This is a genomic window from Drouetiella sp. (genome assembly GCF_059504425.1).
In genome coordinates this window covers 1-14,202 of the sequence record NZ_JCACIN010000117.1, presented here as the reverse complement: position 1 = coordinate 14,202, position 14,202 = coordinate 1, and the positions used below count along the sequence as shown (strand labels likewise).

Here is a 14,202-nt window from a genome sequence, read left to right as displayed (position 1 = left end):
ATAAGAGAAGAAAGTGCCTTTAAATTCACACGCCTATGTAATTGACATTTCACAGGCTATGTGCTTCCTCTGTTTAGCTGGGCGAATCAGTTGCTACAGCAAGGGCATCTATTGGCGTTAGTTTTTACAGTTATTTCGGTACTTGTGGCGATCGCTGCTGTAATTCTGCTCTGGTTACACACGAACTCATCCATCCAAAAATTCCTTTGTCTTAGCGGTGGTTTTGGTGCAGTCGCCTTGTCGTCTCATCTATTCATGTATCTTCTTCTCGATCTGGGATATCTAGACTAAAAGGTAATTGGCAATAAACACACAATTGTCTCTAACCGAAACAGGAAAGACAATTTGCGTGAGTGATGAGCTCAGGATTCACTCATCTCACCGAGAAGCTTACGATCGCTTGATCTCCAATACCAACAGACAAACTTTAAATTGGTACCCTCAACCGATAACCTAAGCGGTACACGGTCGAAAATCATTGGTGGTGATGCAAAAGTTGCTAACCGCTACTGAATGGGAGTGTTGGGCTGCCTAGTCCTTGGGTACTTAGTCTTTGGTAGGAGCGACCTGGCATCTATGGTACTAACACCATTGAGTGTATGCCCCGCGTCACTGGAATTGAATAACGAGTCTGCACCAGCATTGGCTGAGGGTTCAGCGGATCTGACGCGATGCGCCAAAAGTCGATCGATCCCCCTTGAATGCGATCGTCGAAGTGGTCGTAGTTCGTAACCGCCAAATACTGGCTGGAGGCATCAAACGCAGCGGCTTCCGGCAAAATGCCATCAAACGGATAATCCGCCACATGATTTAACTGCCCCGTCTGTGGGTCAAGCGTAATCAAACTCACCGATGAAAACCAAGTAATGCGATCGTCGCTGTAAGGTAAATAGCTGCGTTCTAGATTGGTTGTCACCACATACCGACTATCAGGACTGAGTGCTAATCCTTCTGGACTAACGCCTGTCATTGCTCGTGAGACAAGCGCATGGCGAGGTGAACCATCTGCCTGGGTTCCTGCTGCAAGTCGGATACTAACTACGCTGCCGCGTGGGGCTTCGCTCCAAGTTCCTTCCACATCTGCGCCCCAGTAGAGATTGTTGACCAGCACATGCCGACCATCGGCTGTGAAGCGAGCCATGAAGGGAAATTTCTCAACCTGTACAACATTGCCGCTGGGCTGAAGCTGAAAATCTGTGCCCTGACGCATCACTTGCACAAAAGAGACTTCTGCTCTTGTGTTATTGACTAGCGCTAAAACTTCCTCAGTTGGGTGCCATTCTGCATGAACAAGTTCATCTCCCTGTGGTATTCGAGGAACGATAGGATAGGCAGGTTGTCCCAATCGCCCATTTTCAAACGGAATCAACGCCAAGGGAGTTCTCACACCTGCCCCGTCTGGGTGAAAAGTCACTGCAACCAAAGAGCCAGCATGATGGATGCTGATAGAAGTAGGGCGCTCTGCGATCGCTAACTCCTGCAACGTTCTGGGACGAGTCGGATCGCTTAAATCGACCACCGTTATGCGATTGCCATGCGTCAGATCCGCAAAGGTTTGAGTCTGCTCATCACCTGTACGGGTCTGACAACGATTCGTGTAATTAGGTATCACGAAAGCAGCAAAATGCTTGCCTAGCAAAGCTTTTAGCGCTTAAAAGCTTTGCTTGAAGATAAGTTGCGAAGCTTTTACTTTGAGTAACGCAACTGCCAAAAGCAGACAGCGTAAGGATTACAGTAGTACACACTGGACTATTTTTGGACTTTTCAACAGTTGAAACTGGTAGTACATTATGAGATTTTATGCCTTTTCGTAGCCTGAAACCTTACACTTTCGTTGAGTAGTTGCACTGTAACGCAACTACTCAACAGGTTATTGAGGTTAAATTGCGTCTTATGGCACTTTTACCAACTTTAAGAGCAGTACAAAAGATTGATCCTTCAAACCCCTGATACAAGAGGGTTTGAAGTCCCTCATGATACCTAATTACACAGATCGTTGTCATACCCGTCCTACTGCCGCCATGCTGATTCTGGCTCCCACTCCTTTGAGTGTCGCCAACATTCCAACCGAATCTACAAATGGTACATTAGAATCGGGACGATGCAGTTGATACAGATCAATTTGCTCAACCTTGAGCCGTCTCAAACTTGCCTCACAACTCCGTCGCAGACTTTCGGGTTTACCATCAGCGCGAATGTTGTTGGGTGTGGGCTTGTGAATGCCACCTTTCGTGGCAATGATAACACCAGATGAATAAGGATACAGAGCAGAGGCAATCAGTTCTTCATTGAAACCAGAACCATAGGCTTCAGCAGTTTCAATGAAATTCACGTCGAGTTCGACCGCACGACGAAGAAGTGTTTCACCCTCTTCCCAGTCAGTATAAGGACCAAAATTTCCCGGCTGTCCGGTTAGTCGCATTGCACCATAACCGATACGGTTGACGATCAAATCACCACCGATCGCGAATGCTTTGGAAAACGTTGCTAAAGAATTAGGCATTTGTTGTTCGCTAGTTGGTTAAAATTTGCCGACTATTTCTTACTTGAGGTTTGAGTCTTGTCGTCCGCCGAGACGCTGCGATTGGGCAGGCGGCAAGGCATGAACCGAGATCGTTACGGTTGATCCCATCTGTTGCTGAATCATCAACAGGCGGATCAGGTCTCCAGCACTTTCAATTAACCGAGCGTGTCGCAACTTGCCACAATCGATCGCCTGAAAGCCAATCTCATTCGCAAGCTGCATCACCGTTTGCTTTGCCGACTCATCATCACCTGCCACAAACACTGAAACCTTGTAGTTTTTGAGTGGGTCTGGAGCCAGCTCAAACAACTCCTGTGCCATCGTGTTGAAGGCTTTAACCACTCGTGCCTTGGGTACTTCGGCAGCAAGTGTCTCAGCTAGCGATCGCGCAATTGCCGGATACTCAAAGTTCTCTGGAATCTCCTGGTTATTGCAATCAATCAGAACTTTATCATCCAGAACACTGACTGACGAAAACACTTTAGCCGGATTCACCCCGCGCACCGTGTACAGCAATACTGCTCCAAACGCTGCCGCTGCGTCATTGGAACCGCCTTGAGTCTTGTGACCTGCGTTCGTGGCAACCTCCTGACCTTTTTCTGTAGTACGGGCACCAAAAAACACCTCATGTCCCTGCTCTGCCCAGAGAATGCCGAGCGATCGTCCCATATTGCCACTGCCAATAATGCCAATTTTCATCGTTTAATTCCTATGTGATTCATTTACTTTTCCGTTAGTAAGAAATCTCTTGGCGATCGCGGAAAAAATTGCCGCTTAAATCAGGTGACGCGACCGTTGCCAGCCAAATCGCGGTGTCTGCACCCTGTTCGGGCGATCGGGTTGCTGATGCTCCCCCCATATCGGTTCGCACCCAACCAGGACACATGGCATACACTACTATCCCTTTTGGTTGCAGCGCCTTCGCCAGCATGATAGTTGCCCCGTTCAGCGCCAGTTTTGATAAGCAATAGCTAGGTACATCGGCAGACAATCCATCTAATGCACCATAGCCGCTAGAAACATTGATGATACGGGCAACAGCAGCTTTCTCCAATAGTGGTAAGAATGCTTGTGCCGTCTGAATCGCACCAAAAGTATTGGTCTGCATTGCTTGACCCAACAGATTGCGGTCAATAGTGAGAATGTTTACACCCTCATCGGGGTAAATGCCTGCGTTGTTAATTAAGACATCGAGCTGTCCCAATTCCTGACGTAAAGCATCGACTGCCTGATGGATAGAGTTATCATCAGCGACATCTAGAACCAGGGGATGCACCTGAGAAGATTGCAGTTCGTTGATTGCGGCTTTGGCTTTGTCGAGCGATCGCGCTGCCAAAATCACTTCAAATCCGGCTTTCAGCAGTCCCTGACAAATGGCAAATCCAATGCCCTTATTGCCGCCTGTGACTAAAGCGTATTTATTTTGCTGGTTAGAATTCACGTTCATCTAGAGAACCTCATGGTAATAGTGTTTAATCGATTAGACGTTGATACTCCTAGCAGTTGATTGAGTGAATGCGATCAGCGATCGAGTCTGATTACGAGAAATCAGGGCTAGGGTTCCTGTCCTAGTCGTTGAGTTCAACCAGTTGCTTGAGGTGTAGGTAGGCTTCTTCTGGCGAGAGTTGACTGGCAGTTTCATCTGGGATGTAAAACTCCCAGCTATCGGGAAAATGACGCACGACAAAGCTGGGAATTAACCCCATCGTCAGTGCCATTCGCCCCAGGGTTTCGGCTTGTTCTGCCAAAGTAGTCTCATCGGTAAACTCAGCGTGATGCATTTGGGTTTCCTTATGATTCGGGTGTGATCACTGCACTATTCAATAACTTGAGCCAACTGGGTAGGCACCGCTCACCAAAACCTTACAGTTCAAGGCATTCGCTCCAAAACTATTGCTTCGGCTTTGTCTTTGCTGCCTCTATCGGGAGCAACGCTATTTTTGTGGAAATTAGTCTACAAATAGGGCGCTGTAGAGTCATGAGAACCAAGCCGCAAACCAGCAGCAGTCCTCCCGCTAAGGCGTAGGTTGTGCCTAAACCAACGGCTTTACTCACAGGCTGACTAACTAACGGGGAGAGAAATTGCCCTAGGAAGAAGAACATTGTCGAGCCTCCCAGCGCCCGCCCCCTGGCAGCATCCGAAACTTCAGAAGCAATCCATAGATTTAGATTGGGCATTAGCAACCCCAACCCTGACCCTGCGATCGCCAATCCGACCAGCACTAACGCATAGTTATTTACCAGTCCGATGATGCTGTAGCCTGTACCCATTAACCCAAACGCCAGCACCAGAACGCTAAAGAAACCAAAACGCTGCTTGATTTTGCCGTAGAAGAAGGACGACATGGCACTGAATAGGGTAGCTAGGGCGATCGCCAGTCCACTCTGACTCGCATTCGCATTCGCCAACTCTTTCAAGTAAAACGGCAACTGTACCGGAATCAGGTAGAAGATGATTTGAGTGAGTAGGGCAATGCCATAGATAAATGTCAGTAATTTGACCGGAAAACCGGAACCAGAACCGTGAGTATTCCCTTGAGTGGAAGGTATCATTCGCTGCGGCTCGGAGATTGCCCAGATCATTGGAGGCACTAATAACCATGCAAACAGATAGATCAAAAACGGAAAGCGCCAGTTTTGATCCGCCAGAAATCCGCCGAGTGACAGAAAGACCACGCCCCCTAAACCCATAAAGGCAGCCTGCAAGCCGAGAAAAGCAGCGCGGGTTGCTCCAGTGTAGTAATCGGCAATCAAGGTGGTGGCAGTAACCATAATGCCTGCGACGGCAAAACCCAGGAATGCCCGCCCAATCAAGATGTGGAACAACGAGTCGAGGACGTAGCCCGACGCGCCAGCCAACCCATACAGAGCAACCGCCGCCAGCAGAAGCGGTTTACGCCCAAACCGATCGACCACTACTCCGGCAATCAATGAGCCAAGGACGATAAACAGGGCTGGCAGGGTGAGTACCAGTCGAACCCAAAGAGCCGCATTGGGGACTTCTTTAAAGTGCTCTTGCATGGCAGGCAGGGAAGGCGCGATCGTGGCTCCTGCCATCACGGTTAGCGTACTCACGAGCAAGAGAGTCGCTTTGGTGGGAAATGAGTTGGGGTTTGGTTGACTCATGGTGTTCTCTTGTTTAAGACTTATGCAGCTTGGAGTTTATGCAGTGTGCTGTCTGCACTTTGAGAGTAATTAATTACAATCGCTGCGTCGTCTTGAGCCAGTCGTTCGACGAAGCGCAAGCATGACGACAGTCATTCGCTCGTTCAATCCTGCGTGATGCTCCAGTAACGAACTGATAAGTCAGCGCTGGCGCTATCGCTACTTGTCTGAATCTGTTGAAACCCCAATCGTTGCATTAGTTGTCAAAATCTTCTGCTAAAGTCCGGGTATTATAGCCTTGCTCAGGTTTATCAGAATCTTCATAGCCCCGCATACAAGGAGCGATCACGGTAGACCGTTCTGCCAATGCAGGCATGATCTTTCGCCATCAATACTATGTCTCCAGGAAGCGATGCCATAGCAAGATGGGTTCACCTTGACCACCTGTGACATAGTGGAGTTGACACCGTTGAAGATCGCCATATGGTGAGTAAACTTCTGGTTCAATTCAGCATTGTGCGTCATTGGAATAACCTCTTTTAGGGGTTCTCATAAACCGGTGAAATGTCCATGTTCATGCGAAAGTCGTAGATTTTATCGGCACGAGAACGCAAAATACTCGCGCAAGGCAGTGTGACTTGAGTGCCGTCCTTGCGTGTGTAAGTGACATCTGTTTCCCAGACGGCTGAGTTGCCGTCATCCCCCAACCATAGTCCAGCTTTTTCGTGATGCATGGCTTCAATGGTGTCAAAAAATTGTGCTAAGGAATCTCGAACTGCCTGCTTACCAATCGCTGGGGGTTGGTTGCTAAATCGAAACTTACCGTCATCGGTAAAGTAAGCAGCAATCGCGTCGGCATCAAGCGTATCAACTGTTTTAAAGTAGTCGTGAACCCATTGAGTATCCATTTAATTCACCTTTGTTATTTAGGACTTTCGTTTACGGTGCTGGTTCAGTAAAGACTACTTCGTAAACGTGCAAATCGAGGAGTTAAAATTGAGCGAGCTGGAGATGGGGCAACATTCCCGCGTGCTAATAATTCTTTTCCTGCGATCGCGGTGGTGACTCTGGCAATATTTGCGCCATGATGCCAACCTGCTTGGGTCATGTCTTCAGTGATACCAACAGGTTCCATTGCCTTTCCACCAGAACGTCCATGCGCACCCCAATGCATTCCCGCCGCTTCAAATCCGGGAGTTGTTTTAGGCAGAGTCACAAGAATCATTCCACCTGCTGCCATTGCACTAAGCAAGCCTAGTTGAGCTAATTCACAACCAGCCCCACAATCGCCATAGCCACCACCAACCGTAAAGACTCCGCCGACTTTTCCCACAGTTTCATCGGTAAGCCAAAGTTGTTCGAGGACATCTTCAATGAATTTCTTGATGCGAGAGTCCGCCGTGCGATGACGCATGGGAGAACCTATGATTAGTCCATCACAGGCACACACATCATCTATCGTTGCCTCATGTGCCGTCTTTAAAACTACTTCTGTGCCATCAACTGGCCTCGCTCCATTTGTGACCGCTTCAGCCATCCGTTGAGTATTGCCAAGACTTGTCGTATAGACGATTAGAACATTTACCATTCTTCCTCTCCTATTTTTTGATTGAACCCGTCTGGTTAGCTCACCGCTAATCTGTCATGATCAATTTCCTTAAAACCATGAAACGACTGAATCTCAAACTTCTAATCACATTTTTGCGCCGCCGTTGGCACAAATATCCTGTCCAGTTAACCAACGCGCCTCTTCGCTTACCAAAAACGCTACAACGTCCGCAATGTCTTGGGGTGTTCCCACACGATTAAAGGGAGAACTGGCAGCGGCTTGCTGCTGAACTTCGGTTGGCATATTGCCAAACATACCGGGAATGGTGGGACCGGGCATCACAGTGTTGACGGTGATACCCCGATCGCCCACTTCCCTTGCCATCACTGCCGTAAACAGCTTGATGGCTGCCTTACTTGCCGCATACACTGCCATCCCAGCTTCAGGTTGAATCGTTGTAGTGGAGGAAATGTTGACGATTCTGCCGCCGTTACTCATATGTTTAGCGGCTTCTTGTAACGCAAACAACACGCCGCGCACATTCAGGTTAAACACCTTGTCATAGTCGTCTTCCGTTACGTCAGCAATCGCACCACCGATCGCAATATCAGCATTGTTGACCAAAATATCGAGCTGACCGAAATGCCGGATTGTTTCGGCAAACAAGCGGCGAATGTCCTCCACTTTGCTCACGCTTGCCTGGATTGCCACACTCTTACCACCCTTGGACTCGATCGCTTCCACGACTTGTTTGGCTTCTTGTTCACTGCCAGAGTAATTGACCACCACTGTTGCTCCGTCTTGTCCCAACCGCTCGGCAATGCCACGCCCGATGCCGCGAGATGAACCTGTGACGATTGCAACTTTCCCAGTTAAGTTTTCCATTACTTTGTGATCTCCTGATTATTTGCAGGTTGTTGTTGCAGGCAAGGCACACTCGATCGCAATCCTAAACAATGCCACCATTGGCGCAAATGCTTTGACCTGTAATTCGATGAGCATGATCGGATTGGCATTGATGCAGGTCAGCAAATGGTTTATTCCTGACGGTAATTAAACGCACTTCTCGCGGATTCTGCCTTCGTCCAGCCTCTACCTTCTGGACTCATATATGCCGCATACTCGCGGAAATGAGCAATCTTGCCCGCCTTAATCACAAACACCATGACGACCTGGTTGGAATATTCGTAGCCCTCGATCGTCCCCTCAATCCTTGCCTCAAAGCCAATTTCATTACCGTTAGTGAGGATTTGCTTAATCGTCCATTCTGTCCGAGTTACACTGTTGTGGTGCCCGAATAACCTGACTGCCTCATCTTTCCCGCATAACAATCCCCGTTCGGCGAACCCAGGAACAGGGGCATAGAAAGTAACATCATCTTTGAGCAGATCCAGAAAGGGCTGCCAGGTGCCTGTTTGCGCCCCATTTTGAATGCAGCGAAGCCCTTCTATTGCCGTTTGTAAGTCTGCATCGGCAGTTGGTTTGACCACAATGGGTACGATGTTTGTATCGGATTGAGTCATCTTGAATACTCCTTCGTTCTGTTTTAAGAGTGGTGTACGCTTGCGTGGATTTAAACAATGCCGCCATTGGCTCGAATGCTTTGACCTGTAATCCAATGAGCATCATCGGAAACGAGCAAGGCAACTGCATCCGCAAGATCTGAAGGTTGCCCTAGTCGTCCCAATGGAGTCTGAGCAATTAGCTGATCTACTTGTGCTTGCTCCAACACCAAGCCATCGGTTTCGGTCACACCTGGAGAAACCGTATTGACGGTAACGCCTCGTGCGCCTAGTTCTTTTGCCAAGGCTGCGCTGAACTGCTCGATCGCCGCCTTGCAGCCTGCATATGCGCCGCCTGCCGGAATTGCCATTGCCGTTCCACTGGTTGAGATGCTGACAATGCGACCACCATCTGCTAGATGATGCGCGGCTTGCTGGAGCGCGAAATAAACGCCGCGTGTGATGTCAAACATACTGTTGTATTCATCCTCAGTCATGTCTGTTGTGGGTTTGAAAATATTCTTTCCCGCCGCATTGTTGACCAAGATGTCGACTTTGCCAAACTGCGCGATCGCCTGCTCAAATAGTGATCGCACCTCTTCGAGCTTCCGCACATCAACTCGAATTGCCGTTGCTTTTGATCCAGCAGCGGCGATCGCTTGAACAACCTCTTCTGCTTTGTCTCGATTACCTGCATACGTGACAACAACACTTGCTCCGTCGCGTCCCAACCGTTCAGCAATGCCGCGACCGATGCCGCGAGACGAACCAGTGACGATCGCCACTTTTCCTGATAGAGATGACATGAATGATTCCTCAAAGTAGAGATGGGGTCAGCACTTTCTAAGGTAGACTCATACTGATGTTTTTGGAAGTACTTACTTTTTTGTCAGTGTCTATGGAGTTATGTGGAGATAGCGCAGATGTCAGAGCAAACAGCAGGCACAGAATTTGTACAGGCAACGCTCAACGTATTAGGTGGCAAATGGAAAATTTTGATTTTGTGGCATTTGAAAGATGAGATAAAACGGTTTGGTGAACTGAAACGGCTGATGCCTGAAATTACCGAAAAAATGCTGATTCAGCAGTTGCGAGAACTGGAAAAAGATGCGATCGTGCATCGAAATGTTTATCCCGATATGCCTCCTAAAGTTGAGTATTCATTCACCAATTACGGCAGAGGTCTTGAACCCGTTCTACGAGTTCTTTGCGACTGGGGCGAAGCCCATCTGCACCGAGATAAGCAGCTTCCCTCAGAAGATGAGGTGGGATAAATTTAGTGAATTGACATTCCAGAATCACTGTTGATGCTGAATCATTTACGCAGGTAGTTCCTCGATCGCATGGATTTGGACAAATAAATGAGCAGGAAGCTAGTCAGAGCGATCGCGCTGGTTGTGTCGCAAAAACTGTTTAAGAACAAATGACTGGGATTGCTTACATTCCCTTAAGCAGCAGTGCCAAAGATTGCTTCAATAAACTTGGCTTGAGAGACACTATTCCCTTGCTCGATGCCGTTGACTTGCCCTTTGCGGATGATATTCATTGCCTCAAACCCGCTCAAAGTTCTCCTCGCACTGTTGAATGACTTAAACCCCATCATTGGTTTCACGTTCCGCTTGATGTGCCGATGATCCTGCTCAATCATATTATTCAAATATTTGCTTTGCCTCAGTTCCGTTTCTTTTTCAATCGTTTCATCTGCTTTGAGAACCTCCATCGCAACAGGATAAGCCGCATTCTTGTCTACGTTAATCACTCGTGGAGTCTGAGTATGCTGAGCTTTGAGCACTTTATGAAAGAAGCGTGCTGCTGTCTTACCATCCCGTTTCGCACTCAACATGAAGTCTAAGGTGTTACCTGCTGAATCCACAGCGCGATACAGATATTTCCACGCTCCCCTGACTTTGATATAAGTTTCGTCTACCCTCCATGAGTCATTTGTGGGTTTGAGGTGGTGTGAATGAGCAAAAAATGTAGCGCAATTCGTAAATTGATGGCGCAATCGGTCAACGTGGCTCTAAGTAAACGTTCCAGCTTCTAACCGCTTGGGATGAGCTGTGTCTAAGCGGTAGTGGCTAGAACTGGGCTAAAAGCTTAAGGCACTTGTGTATTCTGGCTTCGCAAAACTGCGCCACTCATTCGCAAATTGTGCCAAATCTTTTGCTCATTCACAAGAACCCTTGAACAGTACAGTGCTTTTTCGCTTTACTCACGATTGCTTCTCCTTTTTGTCAACATGATGTTGTTGCCATCCTGTTTTTCATCGGGTGCTCGGCTCGGTTTGTGGATTTCCTTCAGCATTTGCTTGCTGTTTCTCCTGCTGACGCTGCTGCCTTTGGCGATCGGCATCCGTTTCTGGAACTAATTTTTCTAACATCCGCGCAATGATGGGTAAGAAGCCAACGACGGCGATAACACCAATAATGTTAAACATCATTTGAGCATTAGCAATTTGCCGTCCAACATCGTTACCTGAAAGTGCTTCGGTTAACCGAGAGAGCTGTGGAGCTAAAAGAATACCAACAGCAGCGCTACCAAGGTTAAAAAATAGGTGAAATAAACCCGTTCGGAGTGCGGCACTGCCCCGACCGATTGTAGCAACTAGCGTATCAGCACAGGTTCCAACCTCTGCACCCAACATAATTGCAATTCCAGTAGGTAGAGCGATCAAGCCTGAGCCTGCTAATGTGACAATAATTGCGACTGTAGCTGAAGAGGACTGAATAATTACCGTAAAAATAGCACCGACCAATGCTCCCAGAATTGGATTGCGACCCAAACTTTCCATCCAATTTAAGAATGGCTCATAGTCTCGAAACGGTTCCATTGCAGAGTCGATCGCTTCGAGTCCATAGAACATCAGTCCAAACCCTAGTAAAACGATGCCGATCGTTTTAATCCGGGGCGTTTTGCCGAGGAAGAATACTAGCAGTCCAGCAAGCATCAAAATTGGCACATACAGTTCGATGTTGAGAGAAATAATTTGCGCTCCAACGGCGGTACCAATATTAGAACCCAATACCACACCAAGCGATTGAGTAAAGGTCAGAACACTGGCGCTCACCATCGCAATAACTAAAATAATTGTGACGGATGATGATTCTAGAAACGTAGTTGCGACTGCTCCCGTTGCAACACCTGCAAGCCGATTGGTCGTGAATTTGCTGAGGAGACCTTTCATCCGTTCTTCCCCAATATCTTCCAACCCTTCAGCCAGTCGAGTGACACCATAAATAAACAACACCAAACCTGCGATCGCCCCCATCCCCATTTTGAAAAAGTCAATTCCTTCTTCTTTTCCTTCCTGACTTAAGGGAAGCTCAGGCTCTTTGGGCTTGCTAGATTCAGATTCCTCACCTTCAGGTTTAGGCGTTTGAGCACTTACCTGAGAAATGTCACTAGACAAGGCAAGGAATGGAAATTGAGGAGTTACCGCAGGTGGAAAAATAATTAAGGTTGTAATGACAAGTACAACACTTAAATAATTGAGTGCTTTCCGATTCAATCGCTTCAGCATATACATTTTAATTAGTCTCTATTGCAACTGAACAGGGATTCGAGCGCAGACCTAATAAAACAAAGCAATAGCTTACGGGACACAGAAAATTGTCTTAGTTAACTCTTGGCTATGATGATTCCGCTGAGCAATGGGGACTATGGAGGATGTATCTAACTATGATTCTGCATTTATAGCCACAATCAGATTATTTCGAAAATTTCTGTTTCCGCCTCCTCTCAAAGGCGTAACATTACTACCTAACGTTAAAAGATTTCCAAGATTGCTTAGATCTTGAAAAGGTTAAACTTTTCTAAAACCAAGCTTAATCTGTTTTAAGGAGCAAATTGGGGACAGTACAGATACAGCATCAAATTTATTGTGGAAGGTGGAGGGAAAGGGTGACACAAAACCCTAACGAAAGTAAAAGATTAGGGCGCATTCTTCCAAGCGGGTGTCTACTTGTGAATGAGCAAAAGATTTGGCGCAATGAGCGAATGGGTGGCAAAGTCTTGCAGAACTGGAACTTGCTACTGTCTCAATCGTTGAGTCTGCTTCCCATCGCTGCTGCTCACGCAGCAAATCTCATACCAATCTAAATTGAGTACCTGGCAGAAGGGGGTAGAGTCGGCTCTTCTGAGGTCTTGGTGAATATGGTATAGTGAGTTACATTTTGCTCTACCATCGGTTCATGGACTTTCATCTCGACACCCTGCTGAATCTACCGGACACGACTGTTGAAAGCTGTCTTCGCCAAGAGCAGCAAGTCGTGATGAAATTACGCTTTTTGTTGGAAAAAGGGAACTGTCCCGGTTGCCAACAGTTGAGTGAGGATCTCCACCAAAATCGCCCTGTTTTAGTCAGGGACTTGCCTGTTTTTGGTCAACCCGTACAACTGCAAGTGCCTCGTCGTCAGTTCTACTGTCGCCCCTGTCAACGCTATTTTACAGAATCTCTAAGGTTTGTCGATTGGGAGCGGCGCTATACCCAACGATACGAAGACTACATTTATCAGCGAGTGCAAGCCGCGAGTATTGAGCAGGTCAGTCGGGAGGAGAACCTGAGTTGGGATCAAGTTCAGGGAATTTTCAAGCACAAGTTTGCCCAGCAAAAAAACCAGACTGGGGGACAGTGAGGAGAGTCGGCATTGATGAGGTCAGCCAACGCAAAGGGCATAAAGATTTTGTCACTGTTGTCTGCGATATTGACCAAAGCAATCTCCTAGAGGTGATTGATAGCCATAAACAAGCCGATATCATTGAAGTGCTTCTCCAGCAACCCCTTGAGCTACGTCAACAAGTAGAGGAAGTCAGTGTCGATATGTGGGGAGGGTTTCCCAAAGTCGTTGCCGCAGTATTCCCCAATGCTCAGATTGTCTTCGACCGATTTCATGTCATAAAACCCGTCAATGAAGAGTTGAACAAAGTGCGAAAACGGGTTGATATGACGCTGAAAGGCAGTAAGTTTATTTTGCTCAAGAATGGGGTCGATTTAACCCCAGAAGAGGAGACTAAATTAGCCGTGATCTTGAACCAATCAGACCGCTTAAAACTTGCCTACGAGTTAAAGGAAGAATTTAGAAGCATTTTTGAAACTTGCCACACGGTTGAGGCGGGCAAAGAACAACTCCTAGAATGGCTAAAGAAAGCTCGCTCTGTCTACTGTGAGGTCTTGACGACCATTCGCTCTCATCTCGATGGCATCTGCAATTACTTTTTAAGTCGGACGACCAGTGGAGTCGTTGAGGGGATGAACAACCGGATTAAATTGATTAAGCGTCAGGCCTACGGGTTTGCCAACTTTGATAACTTTCGAGCACGGCTACTCGCTTGCTTCTCTGATTAGGCTCACTTATCACCATCAACCCAGAAGAGCCGTAGAGTCAGGAAAGTCGTTTAGTGGGTCTGCTGATGGTTGGTGTCACCTCAATTGACGTGAAGGAAAGTTTGGATGAACTGGGGGAACAATTCGCCTTCATTTAGCAACGGATGTTGTTGGCGAATTGTACTATCGGTGATAGAAA

General features: G+C 47.5%; 16 protein-coding genes and 1 pseudogene. 3 read left to right on the top strand and 14 right to left on the bottom strand.

Annotation, left to right across the window (positions count from 1 at the left end; genetic code table 11):
* Positions 1-574 precede the first annotated feature (574 nt).
* The 12 genes from AC5JMP_RS26380 to AC5JMP_RS26325 all read right to left on the bottom strand — a co-directional run bounded on the left by AC5JMP_RS26380 (position 575) and on the right by AC5JMP_RS26325 (position 9,486).
* The gene (locus tag AC5JMP_RS26380; protein ID WP_495854488.1) at positions 575-1,612 is read right to left on the bottom strand and encodes a lactonase family protein; all 1,038 of its coding nucleotides are present in this window, start codon (positions 1,610-1,612) and stop codon (positions 575-577) included.
* A 387-nt stretch (positions 1,613-1,999) separates the two neighbouring features.
* Complete coding sequence (locus AC5JMP_RS26375; RefSeq protein WP_495854487.1) at positions 2,000-2,503, bottom strand: aldo/keto reductase; 504 nt, start codon at positions 2,501-2,503, stop codon at positions 2,000-2,002.
* A gap of 39 nt (positions 2,504-2,542) precedes the next feature.
* Complete coding sequence (locus AC5JMP_RS26370) at positions 2,543-3,223, bottom strand: NADPH-dependent F420 reductase (RefSeq protein ID WP_495854486.1); 681 nt, start codon at positions 3,221-3,223, stop codon at positions 2,543-2,545.
* Between the two features lie 34 nt (positions 3,224-3,257).
* Complete coding sequence (locus AC5JMP_RS26365) at positions 3,258-3,971, bottom strand: SDR family NAD(P)-dependent oxidoreductase (protein ID WP_495854485.1); 714 nt, start codon at positions 3,969-3,971, stop codon at positions 3,258-3,260.
* 121 nt (positions 3,972-4,092) lie between these two features.
* Entirely contained in the window at positions 4,093-4,305 is a 213-nt protein-coding gene (locus AC5JMP_RS26360) for a hypothetical protein (protein WP_495854484.1), read from the bottom strand.
* 109 nt (positions 4,306-4,414) lie between these two features.
* Positions 4,415-5,650: an MFS transporter gene (locus AC5JMP_RS26355; RefSeq protein ID WP_495854483.1), complete on the bottom strand. Its 1,236-nt coding sequence runs from the start codon at positions 5,648-5,650 to the stop codon at positions 4,415-4,417.
* A gap of 235 nt (positions 5,651-5,885) precedes the next feature.
* Positions 5,886-6,005 carry an alpha/beta fold hydrolase gene (locus AC5JMP_RS26350; protein WP_495854482.1) on the bottom strand — a complete coding sequence of 40 codons (120 nt, stop codon included), beginning with the start codon at positions 6,003-6,005 and terminating at the stop codon, positions 5,886-5,888.
* Positions 6,006-6,168: 163 nt separating this feature from the next.
* Positions 6,169-6,537 (bottom strand): nuclear transport factor 2 family protein, encoded by a 369-nt coding sequence (locus AC5JMP_RS26345; RefSeq protein WP_495854481.1) that lies wholly within the window; start codon positions 6,535-6,537, stop codon positions 6,169-6,171.
* Positions 6,538-6,581: 44 nt separating this feature from the next.
* Positions 6,582-7,217 (bottom strand): NADPH-dependent FMN reductase family protein, encoded by a 636-nt coding sequence (locus tag AC5JMP_RS26340; RefSeq protein ID WP_495854480.1) that lies wholly within the window; start codon positions 7,215-7,217, stop codon positions 6,582-6,584.
* 105 nt (positions 7,218-7,322) lie between these two features.
* Positions 7,323-8,063 (bottom strand): glucose 1-dehydrogenase, encoded by a 741-nt coding sequence (locus AC5JMP_RS26335; protein WP_495854479.1) that lies wholly within the window; start codon positions 8,061-8,063, stop codon positions 7,323-7,325.
* Positions 8,064-8,215: 152 nt separating this feature from the next.
* Positions 8,216-8,701 (bottom strand): nuclear transport factor 2 family protein, encoded by a 486-nt coding sequence (locus AC5JMP_RS26330; protein WP_495854478.1) that lies wholly within the window; start codon positions 8,699-8,701, stop codon positions 8,216-8,218.
* Between the two features lie 50 nt (positions 8,702-8,751).
* A complete protein-coding gene (locus AC5JMP_RS26325) occupies positions 8,752-9,486 on the bottom strand; it encodes an SDR family oxidoreductase (protein WP_495854477.1) in 735 nt (244 codons plus the stop codon).
* A 117-nt stretch (positions 9,487-9,603) separates the two neighbouring features.
* On the opposite strand from AC5JMP_RS26325, the gene AC5JMP_RS26320 reads away from it, so the two are divergent.
* Positions 9,604-9,954: a winged helix-turn-helix transcriptional regulator gene (locus tag AC5JMP_RS26320; RefSeq protein WP_495854476.1), complete on the top strand. Its 351-nt coding sequence runs from the start codon at positions 9,604-9,606 to the stop codon at positions 9,952-9,954.
* 173 nt (positions 9,955-10,127) lie between these two features.
* Here the strand turns inward: AC5JMP_RS26320 and AC5JMP_RS26315 are convergent.
* Positions 10,128-10,637 (bottom strand): annotated as a pseudogene (locus AC5JMP_RS26315) (IS6 family transposase); the annotation flags it as partial.
* 306 nt (positions 10,638-10,943) lie between these two features.
* Positions 10,944-12,089 carry a Na/Pi cotransporter family protein gene (locus AC5JMP_RS26310; protein ID WP_495854475.1) on the bottom strand — a complete coding sequence of 382 codons (1,146 nt, stop codon included), beginning with the start codon at positions 12,087-12,089 and terminating at the stop codon, positions 10,944-10,946.
* 781 nt (positions 12,090-12,870) lie between these two features.
* Between AC5JMP_RS26310 and AC5JMP_RS26305 the strand changes: the two genes are divergently transcribed.
* Positions 12,871-13,314, top strand: a complete 444-nt coding sequence (locus AC5JMP_RS26305; protein ID WP_495854474.1) for a helix-turn-helix domain-containing protein — start codon at positions 12,871-12,873, stop codon at positions 13,312-13,314.
* Complete coding sequence (locus AC5JMP_RS26300) at positions 13,311-14,024, top strand: ISL3 family transposase (RefSeq protein WP_495854473.1); 714 nt, start codon at positions 13,311-13,313, stop codon at positions 14,022-14,024. The genes AC5JMP_RS26305 and AC5JMP_RS26300 overlap by 4 nt, the downstream gene beginning before the upstream one ends.
* Positions 14,025-14,202 lie beyond the last annotated feature (178 nt).

Coding starts and splice junctions, on each gene's coding strand:
- AC5JMP_RS26355 (WP_495854483.1), bottom strand. CDS start 5,650: ATGAGTCAACCAAACCCCAACTCATTTCCCACCAAAGCGACTCTCTTG.
- AC5JMP_RS26345 (WP_495854481.1), bottom strand. CDS start 6,537: ATGGATACTCAATGGGTTCACGACTACTTTAAAACAGTTGATACGCTT.
- AC5JMP_RS26320 (WP_495854476.1), top strand. CDS start 9,604: ATGTCAGAGCAAACAGCAGGCACAGAATTTGTACAGGCAACGCTCAAC.
- AC5JMP_RS26305 (WP_495854474.1), top strand. CDS start 12,871: ATGGACTTTCATCTCGACACCCTGCTGAATCTACCGGACACGACTGTT.
- AC5JMP_RS26330 (WP_495854478.1), bottom strand. CDS start 8,701: ATGACTCAATCCGATACAAACATCGTACCCATTGTGGTCAAACCAACT.
- AC5JMP_RS26340 (WP_495854480.1), bottom strand. CDS start 7,217: ATGGTAAATGTTCTAATCGTCTATACGACAAGTCTTGGCAATACTCAA.
- AC5JMP_RS26335 (WP_495854479.1), bottom strand. CDS start 8,063: ATGGAAAACTTAACTGGGAAAGTTGCAATCGTCACAGGTTCATCTCGC.
- AC5JMP_RS26365 (WP_495854485.1), bottom strand. CDS start 3,971: ATGAACGTGAATTCTAACCAGCAAAATAAATACGCTTTAGTCACAGGC.
- AC5JMP_RS26350 (WP_495854482.1), bottom strand. CDS start 6,005: ATGCCTGCATTGGCAGAACGGTCTACCGTGATCGCTCCTTGTATGCGG.
- AC5JMP_RS26325 (WP_495854477.1), bottom strand. CDS start 9,486: ATGTCATCTCTATCAGGAAAAGTGGCGATCGTCACTGGTTCGTCTCGC.
- AC5JMP_RS26370 (WP_495854486.1), bottom strand. CDS start 3,223: ATGAAAATTGGCATTATTGGCAGTGGCAATATGGGACGATCGCTCGGC.
- AC5JMP_RS26375 (WP_495854487.1), bottom strand. CDS start 2,503: ATGCCTAATTCTTTAGCAACGTTTTCCAAAGCATTCGCGATCGGTGGT.
- AC5JMP_RS26360 (WP_495854484.1), bottom strand. CDS start 4,305: ATGCATCACGCTGAGTTTACCGATGAGACTACTTTGGCAGAACAAGCC.